We start from the raw sequence: 13,060 nt of genomic DNA on the forward strand, positions 1-13,060 counted from the left end.
GAGACCCATGCTCAACCAGCTCATCGCAACCGGTACCGTCGCTGCGGCGGCGGAGGAGAGCGGCTCGGCCGATCTCGCGCTGATCATCGGCGGCGCCATCATGGCACTGTTCCTCGTCATGCTGCTGATCACGGTCTCCTTCTCGAACCGCGGGCTCGGCCACGCACCGCACTCCGAGGTCGCCGACCCGCACCGCCAGCACCCGAACAAGCACGGCCATCACTAGGCTGGAGCAGGGCCGTCCGCTCCGGCTCGGAGTCATGGGCGGCACGTTCGACCCGATCCACCACGGGCACCTGGTCGCGGCCAGCGAGGTCGCCGCAGAGTTCGACCTCGACGAGGTCGTGTTCGTGCCGACGGGCGAACCCTGGCAGAAGCAGCACCGCAAGGTCTCGCCGACGGAGGACCGCTACCTGATGACGGTTGTGGCGACCGCCTCGAACCCCCGCTTCACGGTCAGTCGAGTCGATATCGAGCGCGGCGGCCCCACCTACACGATCGACACCCTCCGGGACCTGCGCCGGGACCGCCCGGATGCGGAACTGTTCTTCATCACCGGTGCCGACGCCCTGGCCCAGATCATGTCCTGGAAGGACGTGGGAGAGCTGTGGAGCCTCGCCCACTTCGTCGGGGTGACCCGGCCCGGGCACGATCTCCCGGATCTCGGACGCAACGACGTTAGTCTTTTGGAAGTACCCGCCCTCGCGATCTCCTCGACCGACTGCAGGGAGCGGGTACGGACCCGGCACCCGGTCTGGTATCTGGTGCCGGACGGCGTGGTGCAGTACATCGCCAAGCACGGGCTGTATCTGGACTGAAGCCGACCGGACTGCGGACGTGGTCCACAACGGCACAACGAATGGTTCACGACTGGGGAATGGATAGCATGAGCAACGATGGAGAGCCTGTACTCACCAGGCGGGCTCTGCGCGAATTGAGGCGAGCGCAGGAGGAGGCCCGTCGGGCGTCGGGTGAGGGCTCGCCCGCGGCGTCCACTGCCGGTGCCGACGGCGATGCCTCCACGCCGGTGCGCAAGCCGGAGGAGCAGACGCCGACGGGCCCGACGGACGCCGTCCAGCCTGCTTCCCGCCCCGCCGACCCGCCGGCCCCGGACCCGGCCGGCGGCTCGTCGCGCCCGGCCGCTCGTGCCCCCGAAGCCACTCGGACACCCGCAGCTCGGCCGGCGCCAGAGCCAGCGGGGCAGCGAGCCGCAGCCAACCACGGCAAGCGCGCGGCGTCCACCCGCCCGGCCGACGCCGGAATTTCGGGCACGGAGCCCACAGAGGCGACCCCTGCAGACGGCGAGACGACTACCGAGCGTGTCCAACGGGCGAACCGGAGCCGACGTGCCGCCGAGGCTCCCGTCGACGCCGTGCCCCAGCGATCCGAACGCTCGTCGCTTCAGCGTGCCCGCGACCGTGAGGCCCTGCGCCGGCGTCGTGCCGCCGAGGAGGCAGCCGCCCAGCCCAAGTCCGCCGGCGAGGAGGCTGCGCCCTTGACGCGCCGGCAGCTCCGCCTCCAGGCGCTGGCCGCCGCGAAGGCAGCCTCAGGTCGCGATGCGGCCTCCGAGGCGGCCGAGGTCCCCACCGCGGCCTCGGCCGAGGAAGCGGCGCATCTGGACACGGCGCCCAAGCCCGTCGTCCCCGGCGGTCCCCGGCCGCGCACCGGCGGACTGGGCGCGTCGTCGGCCCGCTCGGACCAGGCGGGTCCGGCGAAGACCGACGCGGAGATGAGCGTCGAGGAGGCGCTCCGGGCCCGACAGGCTGCGCGGCCGCCTCAGGCTCCGGCAGGGGAGCGCTCCCGGCCGCGGACTGCGCCGGCTACTGCTCCCGCGCACGGTGCTGCCTCCGCTACGCCGAGCGAGGACACCGGGCTGGTCGATCTCGAGACGCTGGCCACTCAGCGCGAGCGCGCCGCCCGTGCGGCCATCATCAACCGACGCATCGCGGAGCGGCGCCGGCTCGAGGCGGAGAACGCGCAGCGACTCAACCAGGTGAGCGCCGACCCGTTCACCGGCGCCATGAACCAGTTCGTCGATCCCGAAGCCGAGAAGCGTCTGGTCAACACCGGCATCTCGGGCCCGCCGACGAGCGGCGTCGAACTCGACCTGACCGCGGCCGGCGGCCCGGGGACGGGTGCGCGGACCGCCCGTCGGAGCACCAAGTCCGTCCCTCACGGCAGTGCCTCCGCCGATCAGCTGCGCCAGACCGCCGCACGGCACGATGCCCTGGCCGCTGCCGGGGCGCCCGGCGAGATGCCCGCCGCCGCTCCGGGCCCGGCCGCGGCGTCCGACGACGCGGCACAGCGGTCGCCCCTGGCGGCGACCAGCGCCCAGGGGCTCGACCCGCTGGACTCGGTCACGGCCGGTATCCGCCGCGCCAACCAGTGGTTCTACATCTCATTCGGTGCTCTCGGCGTCGGCGTGGGGACCTTCGTCGCCGGGCTCATCATGATCGTCAACAGCAACTAGACTGGCCTGCGGGGGCGTCCGCTCCCGTCCGCTCACGCTAAGGGAGACACGTGGCGCTCAACGAGCACACTCGCAGCATCATCGAGGTGGCCGCCCGCGCGGCCGACGACAAACTCGCCGAGAACATCTCAGCCGTCGACGTCGGTGACCGGCTCGGCATCACCGATGCCTTCCTCATGGCCTCCGCCGAGACGGAGCGCCAGGTCAACGCCGTCGTCGACGCCATCGAGAAGGCGCTCTCCGAGGAGTTGGGACTCAAGCCTGCACGCCGGGAAGGCCAGGGCGAGGGCCGCTGGGTTCTTCTGGACTACCTCGACGTCGTCATCCACGTCCAGCATCAGGAGGACCGCGAGTTCTACGCGCTGGACCGCCTCTGGAGCGATTGCCCCGCTGTGGAACTGCCGGATCTCGGCTCCAAGGATGGCGCCGCCTAGCCCCGGTCGGGGGGACAGGCGGATTTTGCTCCGCTGCCGGCCCTCCCGTATGATTGACGAGTTGCTTCGGCCCCGGTCATCCGGATAACGAAGCCCACGGGGGTATGGCGCAGTTGGTAGCGCGTCTGCATGGCATGCAGAAGGTCAGGGGTTCGAATCCCCTTACCTCCACCGCTGGAGAAGGCTCGGGACCGACGGTCCCGGGCCTTCTCTGCGTCCGCCCGGCTGCGTTCCCCACATCGGCGCGGTCGCGGCCCGGGGACGCGCCGCGGCGTCGTGACGGACATCGTTAGGTAGGGTTGGGTACCGGCGCCGCGACCCGCGGCGGCCGAACACGTCGAATGAGGAGCTCAACATGACCGGGGCCGATATCGCCGGGCTGATCGCAGCCGGAGTCTTCGCCATTCTGGTAGCACTGCTGGCCGTTCCGATCCTCAAGCTGGGCAGGGTCTTCGACGAGCTGCGTGCCGCGGTTCGCGAGATCTCGGACGGTACCAGCCCCCTGCTGCAGGAAGTCACCACCACGGTGACCACGACGAACGAGCAGCTCCGCAAGGTCGACGGCATTACCACCAACGTCTCCGACGCGTCCGCCAACGTCACCGCGGTCAGCTCGCTCTTCGCCGCCGTCGTCGGGCGCCCCCTCATCAAGGTCGCCGCGTTCAGTGAGGGCGTCCGCGCGGCCGTGAACCGCCCCGCCAAGCCCGCCCGCCGCAGCCGCTGACCCCTAGGGAAGAGGACACACGTGATGAAGAAGATCTTCTGGGTCGGCATCGGCATCGCCGTCGGATCGCTGGCCTACCACAAGCTCACCCAGGCCCGCGCGCAGGCCACCACCGCGGAGGGCTGGAACCGCACCATCGGCCGGGTCGGCGATTCGATCGCGGACACGCTGGACGCCTTCCGCGAGGGCATGAGCGCCAAGGAGTCCGAGCTCCGCGACGCCCTCGGCCTCGATCAGCCGCAGCGCGGCCGCCACGCCGGCGGCCAGAACCACTAATCCACCCGAAGGATCGAAGAAGCACCATGAAATCGCAGGACATCGCCCGGACCTGGGTCGAATTCTTCTCCAAGCGCGGCCACACGCCCGTCCCGAGTGCATCCCTCGTCTCCGCGGACCCGTCCCTGCTGTTCACGGTGGCCGGCATGGTGCCCTTCATCCCGTACTTCACCGCCCAGCAGGAACCCCCGTACAGCCGCGCCGTCAGCATCCAGAAGTGCATCCGCACCGCGGACATCGAGGAGGTCGGGCAGACGTCCCGGCACGGGACCTTCTTCCAGATGGCCGGCAACTTCTCCTTCGGCGACTACTTCAAGGCCGAGGTCATCCCCTGGGCCTGGGAACTGCTGACCACGCTGCAGGACGCGGGCGGCTTCGGCCTGGACCCGGACCGGCTGTGGGTCACCGTGTACGAGGAGGGCGACGAGCGCGACGACGAGGCCCGCCGCATCTGGGAGGACGTCGTCGGCGTCCCGCACGAGCGCGTCGTCGGCACCGGCAAGGCGGACAACTACTGGAACACCGGCCAGCCCGGACCGGGCGGTCCGTGCTCCGAGATCTATTACGATCGCGGCGCCGAGTACGGCCAGGAGGGCGGCCCCGCCGTCGACGAGACGCGGTACATCGAGATCTGGAACCTCGTGTTCATGCAGTACCGGCTCTCCGCAGTGCGCTCCAAGACCGACTTCGACGTCGCCGGCGAGCTGCCGAAGAAGAACATCGACACCGGGCTCGGCCTCGAACGCCTTGCGATGATCCTGCAGGGCGTCGAGAACATGTACGAGACGGACCAGGTGCGCCCGGTGCTCGACAAGGCCTCCGAGCTCTCCGGCAAGGAGTACACCTCCACCGAGGACCCGAGCGACCCGAACCACGCCAACGACGTGCGTCTGCGCATGATCGCCGACCACGTGCGCAGCTCGCTCATGCTCATCTCCGACGGCGTGGTCCCCGGCAACGAGGGCCGCGGCTACGTCCTGCGCCGCCTCATCCGCCGCGCCGTGCGCGCGATGCGCCTCATGGGCGTCGAGACGGCCGTCCTCCCCGAGCTCCTGCCCGCGTCGCGCGACGCGATGAAGGGCGTCTACCCGGAGGTGGAGGCCGACTTCGAACGGATCTCCCGCGTCGCCTACGCCGAGGAGCGTGCGTTCCTGCGCACGATCGCCTCCGGCACGGCACGCCTCGAGGAGGCCATCGGCGAGGCCCGGCAGGGCACCGGCGCGCTCTCGGGCGACGTCGCGTTCAGCCTGCACGACACCTACGGCTTCCCGATCGATCTGACGCTCGAGATCGCCGCCGAGGCCGGCCTGTCCGTGGACGAGGGGCAGTTCCGCTCGCTGATGGCGGAGCAGCGCGAGCGCGCCCAGCAGGACGCCCGCGCCAAGAAGGCCGGCCACACGGACCTGACCGTCTACTCCAAGCTCCACGGCGGCCGCGACGTGCGGTTCACCGGCTACGAGACGCTCAGCGGGGAGTCGCCCGTGCGCGGCATCGTCCGCGACGGGGAGCTCCTCGACGTCGCCGAGCAGGGCCAGGAGATCGACCTCGTCCTGGACGAGACGCCGTTCTACGCGGAGGCGGGTGGCCAGGCAGGCGACGTCGGCCTCATCACGGGCGACGGCTTCGTCGTCGAGGTCCTCGACGTGCAGGCGCCCATCCGCGGCCTGAACGTCCACAAGGCCATAGTGCGCGAGGGCGAGCTGCCGGCATCCGCCCGGGTCCTCGCTAACGTGGATCGGCAGCGTCGCCTCGCCGGCGAGCAAGCGCACTCGGCGACGCACCTCGTCCATGCCGCGCTGCACGAGATCCTCGGGCCGGAGGCCATCCAGTCGGGTTCCTTCAACAAGGCCGGCTACCTCCGCTTCGACTTCGCCTGGTCCGATTCCCTCTCGGGCGCCGCCAGGGCCGAGGTCGAGGAACTCGCCAATCTGAAGATCCGCGACAACCACGACGTCGTCACGAGGATCATGTCGCTGGACGAGGCCAAGGCGATGGGCGCGATGAGCCTCTTCGGCGAGAAGTACGGCAGCACCGTCCGCATGGTGGAGATGGATGGCGCCTGGTCGCGCGAGCTCTGCGGCGGCACGCACGTCGGTGCCACCAGCCAGATCGGCACCCTCACGCTCCTGGGCGAGCAGTCGGTCGGCTCCGGCAACCGGCGCGTCGAGGCCCTCGTGGGCATGGAGGCCTTCCGGCACGGGGCCGCCGAGCGCGCCCTGGTCTCCGACCTCGCCGAGATGTTCCGCGTTCCGGCGGCCCAGGTCGGCGAGCGCGTCCAGGCCACCGTCGCGAAGCTCCGCGCCGCGGAGAAGGAGATCGAGCGTCTGCGCCGGGAGCAGCTGGCCGCCCAGGCCGCTGGTCTCGTGGCGAGCGCCCGCGACATCGCCGGCGTCCGGGTCATCGCCCACGACGCCGGCGACGTGGCCGCCGCTGACGACCTGCGCTCGCTCGCGCTGGACCTGCGTGGTCGGCTCGGCGCCGACGCCGCGGTCGTCGCCCTCACGGGCGTGGCCAACGGTCGCCCGCTGGTGCTGGTCGCCACGAACGAGGCGGCCCGCGGGAAGGGCATCAAGGCCGGCGCGCTCGTGCGCGTGGCGGCCGGCATCCTCGGCGGCGGTGGCGGAGGCAAGGACGACGTCGCACAGGGCGGAGGCCAGGACTCCTCCAAGCGTCCCGAGGCGCTCGCGGCCGTCGAACGCGAGATCGGCGACGTCGCCTGACCATGGCGGAACGCGGCACACGGCTCGGCGTGGACGTCGGGCAGGCTCGCGTCGGCGTCGCCTCGAGCGACCCCGACGGCCTGCTGGCGACCCCGTGGCGGACCCTCACGCGCGACGAGAAGAAGGACTCCGACATCCGGGTCCTCGTCCGCCACGCGTGCGAGACGGGGGCCACGGTCGTCTACGTCGGCCTGCCCCGCAATCTCAAGGGCCACGACACGGCCTCGACCCGCATGGCGCGCGACTACGCTGTTCTTGTTGCGGACGGGCTCGCCGCAGCCGGGAGCCGCGCCGTCGTGCGGCTGGTGGACGAGCGGCTGAGCACGGTCACGGCGCACCGGAGCCTCCACGAGGCAGGCGTCGGTAGCCGCCAGCACCGCGCCGTCGTCGACCAGGCGGCGGCGACCGCTATTCTGCAACATGCGCTCGATATGGAAAGATCGCTCCGACGCGACGTCGGAGACGCCGTGGAGCCGAGAACCGGCATGGACGGTTCCCCAGGACAAAAGGACTAGCCGCAGGTGAACGAGACACACGACACCCGGGGCGGCGAGAAAGACGAGGACCTCCTCCACGACGACGCCGGGGCGCCGTACCGACATCTACCCTCCGGACGGCGCCGCCGGGAGCCCTCGGCTCCGCTCGATCTGCACGACGCGGGCGGTCCCCGCCTGCCCGACCCCACGCGGTCCGACATCCGCCGGGGCGCCGTTCCCGCGCCCGCACCGGCCCCGGCCGTGCCGGTTCCCCCCGTCGAGGTGCCGGCGACGGAGCCCGTCGCGCCCGAGGAGGAGTCCCGCGCCTCCGCCGCCGCCGTCGCCGGGGCGCACGCCGCCCGCACGGAACCCCGCGTCAGGACGTTCGAGGAGGTGGTCATCCCGCCGCGGGACGACAAGCTCGAGGCCGCCCTGCAGGCCCGCCGCCGCCGGCGGCGCCGCCGCAACATCGTCATGGCGTCGGTCTTCGGCGTCTTCGTCGTCCTCCTGACCGTGGGCGCGCTGTTCCTGAACTCGCTCTTCAACCTCGAGCCGGAGGACTACGAGGGCCCCGGCGAGGGCGAGGTCACCTTCGCCGTCGAGTCCGGCTGGGGCGCCAACCGGGTCGCCAGCGAACTCGTGCGGCAGGAGATCGTCGCCTCGGAGGAGGCCTTCCTCCAGGCGCTGGCCGAGTCCGACGTCGAGAACAAGGAGATCCACCCCGGCGAGTTCCCCCTGCAGCGGCGCATCCCCGCGGTCGAGGCCGTGGAGGCTCTCGTCGGCAGTTCCGAGGCGCCCGTGCACTACGTGGCGATCCGGCAGAACATGCGCCTCGGGGCCGCGCTCGAGGCCATCGGCGAGGGCACCGGCGCCTCGGTCCAGGAGCTCACCGAGCTCTCGACCCAGCCGGCGGCATTCGGCCTGCCCGACTCCTACCCGAACATCGAGGGGTTCCTCCACCCGGGCGAGTACCGCTTCCCGGTCGGGACGGAGCCGAAGGAGGTGCTCCAGCAGCTCGTCGATGCGACGGTCGCGACGCTCGACGGGTTGGGCGTGGAGGATCCCCAGCAGCGCTACCGCGCGCTCACGATCGCGAGCATCCTCCAGGGCGAGTCCCGCCCCGGGGACTACGAGGCCGTGGCGGGAGCCATCGAGAACCGCCTCAACCCCGCCAACACGGAGACCGGCGGGTTCCTCCAGGTCGACTCCGCCGTTATCTACGGCCTGGACCGCTACTCGCTCGAGTTCACCGCGGAGGAGAAGGCCGATGCCTCGAATCCGTACAACACCTACCAGCACCCCGGCCTGCCGCCGACCCCGATCGGCTCCCCGGGCGATGCCGCGATCGAAGCCGCGGTGAACCCGCAGGAGAACGACTACTACTACTGGGTCACCGTCAATATCGAGACCGGCGAGACGAAGTTCGCGACCACGTACGAGGAGCACCAGCGCAACCAGCAGGAGTACCGCGACTACTGCTCTGCGAATCCGGAGGCCTGCGGACGATGACGGACGAGACCCAGCAGCCTCGGGGGCGCGCCGCCGTCATCGGGAACCCGATCGGGCACTCGAAGTCCCCACGTCTGCACGCCGCCGCCTACCGCGCCCTCGGTGCCCGGATCGACTACGACGCCATCGAGGCCGACCCGCAGGACGCGAGGACGCTGGCCGGGCGGCTGCGCACCGAGCCCGGCTGGCGGGGGCTGTCCTGCACCATGCCGATGAAGGCCGCCATGGTGCCGTACATGGACGACGTCTCCGACCGGGTCCGTCGCCTCGGAGTGCTCAATACCGTGGTCGTCGACGACTCGGGCGACCGCCCCCGTCTGCTCGGCGAGAACACCGATGTCGACGGGATCATCCGGGCGCTCGCGGCCGGCGCGCCCGGCGGCCGGGACTCCTTCGCGGGCGGGCGACTGGCCGTCCTCGGGGCGGGCGGGACGGCCTCTGCAGCGATGGAGGCCGCCGCCTTGCTGGAGATCGCGACGGTCGACCTCGTCGTCCGTCACGCCGGCCGGGCCGCCGGCACCGTCGCGCTCGCCCGGGAGCTGGGGCTCGCCGTGCGGGTGCTGGACGCACCGGCCGCCGGTGCGGCGCTGGGGGAGTACGACGTCGTGGTCTCCACCCTGCCGCCGCGGGCGGCGGACCCGATCGTCGAGACGCTGCTCGCCTCGGACCCCCGAGCCGGTGCCCCGCTGCTCGATGTGGCGTACGACCCCTGGCCGAGTCGCCTCGTCGAGGCCTGGGGGAGCGCAGGTGGGCGGATCGTCGACGGGCTGGACATGCTGGTGCACCAGGCGGTCGAGCAGGCCCTCCGGTTCGCCCGGGCGGACCCGGAGGCCCGGGCCCTCGTCACAAACGTGATGTGTGACGCAGTGGGCACCCCGCGTCGTCGGGGTTGATCCGGAAGCGTGGCAGTATTGAGTCCATGTTGCGTTGGTTGACTGCGGGCGAATCCCATGGCCCGTCCCTCGTCGGAATTCTGGAAGGACTGCCCGCCGGGGTGTCGCTGACCACCGAGGAGGTGCAGGCCGCACTCGCCCGCCGGCGGCTCGGCTACGGTCGTGGCGCGCGGATGAAGTTCGAGCAGGACCAGGTCACCTTCGTGGGCGGCGTGCGCCATGGAGCCACTCAGGGCGGTCCCGTGGCGATCGAGGTCGGCAACACCGAGTGGCCGAAGTGGGAGAAGGTCATGAGCGCCGATCCCGTGGAGCAGGAAGTGCTCGACGGTCTGGCGCGCAACGCGCCGCTGACCCGCCCGCGCCCCGGCCACGCCGACTTCGCGGGCATGCAGAAGTACGGGTTCGACGACGCCCGTCCGGTCCTCGAGCGCGCCAGCGCACGCGAGACGGCCGCCCGCGTCGCCCTCGGCACGGCCGCGGCGAAGTTCCTGCAGCACCTGGGCATCCGGCTCGTCAGCCACACGGTCGCGGTCGGCACCGTCGCGGTCCCGCAGGGGACCGAGGTGCCGCGCCCGCAGGACGTCGTGGCCCTGGACAGCGACCCGTTGCGCTGCTTCGACCGGGAGACCTCGGAGGCCATGGTCGCGGAGGTGGACGCGGCGCACAAGGAGGGGGAGACCCTCGGCGGCGTCGTCGAGGTCCTCGCCTACAACCTGCCCCCGGGCGTCGGGTCCTACGTGCACTGGGACCGGCGGCTCGACGCCCGGCTGGCCTCCGCGCTCATGGGGATCCAGGCCATCAAGGGTGTCGAGGTCGGAGACGGCTTCCTGACTGCCGCCCGGCGCGGATCCCAGGCCCACGACGAGATCCTGCGCGACGAGGAGGGGCGGATCATCCGCACCACGAATCGCGCCGGGGGCGTCGAGGGCGGCATGAGCATCGGCACGCCCCTGCGGGTGCGCGCCGCCATGAAGCCGATCGCCACCGTGCCGCGCGCCCTGCGGACGGTCGACGTCGCGAGCGGCGAGGACGCCAAGGCGCACCACCAGCGCTCCGACGTCTGCGCGGTCCCGGCCGCCGGCGTCGTGGCCGAGGCCATGGTCGCCCTCGTGATCGCGCAGGGCATGCTCGAGAAGTTCGGCGGCGACTCCGTCGCCGAGACGCGCCGCAACCTGGACGCCTACCTGGACGCCATCCCGGCGGCTCTGGCGACGCCGCGGGCCTGACCGCCACCGGAGCCGCATCGACGTGACCCCAGATCCATCGGAGCCCTCCTCCGGGGAGGCACCCCGCTACGCGACCCCTCGCGACGCCTGGGACGGCCACGCCCGCAGCGTCATCTGCCTCATCGGCCCCATGGCGTCGGGCAAGTCGACCCTCGGGCGGGCCGTCGCTCGTGAGCTCGGCGTCCCGTTCGCGGACACCGACGCGCTCGTCGTCGCCCAGCACGGCCCCATCGCGGAGATCTTCAGCGAGCGGGGGGAGGCCGACTTCCGTCGCCTCGAGACGGAGGCGCTCCGCGCGGCCCTCGCTGCCGCCTCGGTCCACGGCGGCGTGATCGCGACCGGCGGCGGGGCCGTCGTCGTACCGGAGAACCGCGAGTTGCTCGCGGGCGTCTTCACCGCCTACCTGACCATCACCCGGGAGGCGGTCGCGCCCCGGATCCTCCGCGACCGGCACCGACCCCTGCTGGCCACCCGGGCGAGCGCGGGCGACGCACCGCCCGCCGAGGAGGAGACGGGGCCCGTGGAGCGCTGGGCCCAGATCCTCGCCGAGCGGGAGCCCCTGTACCGCGCGGCCTCCCACGTCGTCGTCGACGTCGGCACCGAGCCAGTCGCCACCAATGCGGCCCGCATCCTCAGCGCCTACGCGCGCTACACCCAAGCCACGGAGGAACAGCAGAAATGACCACCACCATCGAGGTCACCGGAAGCACACCCGACGCGAACTACAGCGTCGTCGTCGGCAACGGGCTCCTGGACCGACTGCCCGGGATCCTCGGCGAGCGGGTGCGCAAGGTGCTCGTGATCCACCCGCGCGCCCTGCGAGCGACCGGCGACGCCGTCAAGGCCGAGCTCGACGGCGCCGGCCTGACGGCGCTGACGGCCGAGATCCCCGATGCGGAGGAGGGCAAGCACATCCAGGTCGCCGCCTTCTGCTGGCAGGTCCTGGGCCAGAACGACTTCACCCGCTCCGACGCCATCGTCGCCGTCGGCGGCGGCGCCGTGACCGACGTGGCCGGTTTCGTGGCGGCGACCTGGCTGCGCGGCGTGCGCGTGGTCCACTTGCCCACGACGCTGCTGGGCATGGTCGACGCGGCCGTCGGCGGGAAGACCGGCATCAACACCTCGGAGGGCAAGAACCTCGTGGGTGCCTTCCACCCGCCGGCCGCGGTCCTGGCCGACCTCGACTCGCTGCAGACCCTCCCGCGGAACGAGTTGGTCACCGGACTCGCCGAGTCCGTCAAGTGCGGCTTCATCGCGGACCCACGGATCCTGGAGATCATCGAGGCGGACCCGGCGAAGGTATCCGAGCCCGGGAGTCCCGAGCTGAGGGAGATCGTCGAGCGCTCGATCCGCGTCAAGGCGGAGGTCGTCTCCGAGGATCTCAAGGAGTCCGGCCGCCGCGAGATGCTCAACTACGGCCACACGCTGGCTCACGCGATCGAACTGGCGGAGCGCTACCAGATGCGCCACGGCGCGGCGGTGTCCATCGGTCTGGCCTTCGCTGCAGAGCTCGCCCGCTCGGTCGGACGCATCGACGACGAACTGGCCGACCGGCACCGGGCGGTCCTGGAGTCCCTGGGCCTGCCGACCACCTACCGCGGTGACCGCTGGGCCGCGCTCCTGGACGGGATGAAGCGGGATAAGAAGGCCCGGGGCGATCTGCTCCGGTTCGTGGTGCTGGACGGGCTGGCCCGCCCGGGTATCCTCGATGTACCCGATACATCCCTACTCTTCGCCGCATACCAGGAGATTGCAGACTGATGCAGGAGACTCACTGGATCGAAACCGGCATGCCGGGGATCAAGCGAGATCCCGAGACGCTGCTGCCGGTCATCGTCGATGAGGAGGAGGCGGAAGGGCTCCTCCGAGGGGAGGACCCGTGCGACGCCGTGGTCGTCCTCATCGCCCGCGGCCAGCTCCGGCAGGCGGCCGAGCTCGTGGCGGACGTGCGGCTGAACGAGCCGCAGAACATCCGGATGCGGCTGCTGGACACCGATCTCCAGCGGGCCATGGGCAACACCGAGGCCGCGATCCAGCGGCTCCGGGCCCTGCTGGAGGAGTTCTCCGGCACATCCCACGAGGCCACCATGCACCAGTACCTCGGCATCCTCTACTACAACGCGGGCGATCTCACGGCTGCCCGCCACCGCTTCGAGAAGGCCCTCGAGCTCCACACCCGCGCCAACGCCCTCGAGCGTCGGACCGAGCTGGCCCGCCGCTCGCTGGAGGCCGTCGAACGACACGAGCACCTCGTACGCTAAAATTGCTGAGGATCTTTGACAAGAGCCGGAGCTCGCCCGCGCCATCGGCGCACCGACGGGCACCGGCGCCC

Annotated in this window: 14 protein-coding genes and 1 tRNA gene; all 15 read left to right on the forward strand. The window is 71.5% G+C overall.

Features of this window, described 5'->3' with window-relative positions; genetic code table 11:
* The first annotated feature begins 7 nt into the window (after positions 1-7).
* The 15 genes from RIN46_RS04200 (at position 8) to RIN46_RS04270 (ending at position 12,989) form a co-directional block, all read left to right on the forward strand.
* Complete coding sequence (locus RIN46_RS04200; RefSeq protein WP_309079834.1) at positions 8-226, forward strand: hypothetical protein; 219 nt, start codon at positions 8-10, stop codon at positions 224-226.
* Between the two features lies 1 nt (position 227).
* The gene (nadD, locus tag RIN46_RS04205) at positions 228-818 is read left to right on the forward strand and encodes a nicotinate-nucleotide adenylyltransferase (protein WP_309080121.1); all 591 of its coding nucleotides are present in this window, start codon (positions 228-230) and stop codon (positions 816-818) included.
* Positions 819-1,372: 554 nt separating this feature from the next.
* Positions 1,373-2,470 (forward strand): hypothetical protein, encoded by a 1,098-nt coding sequence (locus RIN46_RS04210; RefSeq protein WP_309079833.1) that lies wholly within the window; start codon positions 1,373-1,375, stop codon positions 2,468-2,470.
* A gap of 50 nt (positions 2,471-2,520) precedes the next feature.
* A complete protein-coding gene (rsfS, locus tag RIN46_RS04215; protein WP_309079832.1) occupies positions 2,521-2,904 on the forward strand; it encodes a ribosome silencing factor in 384 nt (127 codons plus the stop codon).
* Between the two features lie 98 nt (positions 2,905-3,002).
* Positions 3,003-3,075 (forward strand) — tRNA-Ala (locus tag RIN46_RS04220).
* A 184-nt stretch (positions 3,076-3,259) separates the two neighbouring features.
* Entirely contained in the window at positions 3,260-3,628 is a 369-nt protein-coding gene (locus RIN46_RS04225; RefSeq protein ID WP_309079831.1) for a DUF948 domain-containing protein, read from the forward strand.
* Positions 3,629-3,652: 24 nt separating this feature from the next.
* Positions 3,653-3,904 carry a hypothetical protein gene (locus RIN46_RS04230; RefSeq protein WP_309079830.1) on the forward strand — a complete coding sequence of 84 codons (252 nt, stop codon included), beginning with the start codon at positions 3,653-3,655 and terminating at the stop codon, positions 3,902-3,904.
* Between the two features lie 26 nt (positions 3,905-3,930).
* Complete coding sequence (gene alaS / locus RIN46_RS04235; RefSeq protein ID WP_309079829.1) at positions 3,931-6,624, forward strand: alanine--tRNA ligase; 2,694 nt, start codon at positions 3,931-3,933, stop codon at positions 6,622-6,624.
* A 2-nt stretch (positions 6,625-6,626) separates the two neighbouring features.
* The gene (gene ruvX / locus RIN46_RS04240; protein ID WP_309079828.1) at positions 6,627-7,139 is read left to right on the forward strand and encodes a Holliday junction resolvase RuvX; all 513 of its coding nucleotides are present in this window, start codon (positions 6,627-6,629) and stop codon (positions 7,137-7,139) included.
* A 6-nt stretch (positions 7,140-7,145) separates the two neighbouring features.
* The gene (gene mltG / locus RIN46_RS04245; RefSeq protein ID WP_309079827.1) at positions 7,146-8,609 is read left to right on the forward strand and encodes an endolytic transglycosylase MltG; all 1,464 of its coding nucleotides are present in this window, start codon (positions 7,146-7,148) and stop codon (positions 8,607-8,609) included.
* Entirely contained in the window at positions 8,606-9,502 is an 897-nt protein-coding gene (locus tag RIN46_RS04250; protein ID WP_309079826.1) for a shikimate dehydrogenase, read from the forward strand. The genes mltG and RIN46_RS04250 overlap by 4 nt, the downstream gene beginning before the upstream one ends.
* Positions 9,503-9,528: 26 nt before the next feature.
* Positions 9,529-10,728, forward strand: a complete 1,200-nt coding sequence (aroC, locus tag RIN46_RS04255) for a chorismate synthase (RefSeq protein ID WP_309079825.1) — start codon at positions 9,529-9,531, stop codon at positions 10,726-10,728.
* 22 nt (positions 10,729-10,750) lie between these two features.
* The gene (locus tag RIN46_RS04260) at positions 10,751-11,410 is read left to right on the forward strand and encodes a shikimate kinase (RefSeq protein WP_309079824.1); all 660 of its coding nucleotides are present in this window, start codon (positions 10,751-10,753) and stop codon (positions 11,408-11,410) included.
* Complete coding sequence (aroB, locus tag RIN46_RS04265; protein ID WP_309079823.1) at positions 11,407-12,489, forward strand: 3-dehydroquinate synthase; 1,083 nt, start codon at positions 11,407-11,409, stop codon at positions 12,487-12,489. Before RIN46_RS04260 ends, aroB begins: the two co-directional genes overlap by 4 nt.
* The gene (locus tag RIN46_RS04270; protein WP_309079822.1) at positions 12,489-12,989 is read left to right on the forward strand and encodes a tetratricopeptide repeat protein; all 501 of its coding nucleotides are present in this window, start codon (positions 12,489-12,491) and stop codon (positions 12,987-12,989) included. The genes aroB and RIN46_RS04270 overlap by 1 nt, the downstream gene beginning before the upstream one ends.
* Positions 12,990-13,060 lie beyond the last annotated feature (71 nt).

This window comes from Zhihengliuella sp., assembly GCF_031178195.1.
Classification (GTDB): Bacteria; Actinomycetota; Actinomycetes; order Actinomycetales; family Micrococcaceae; genus Zhihengliuella.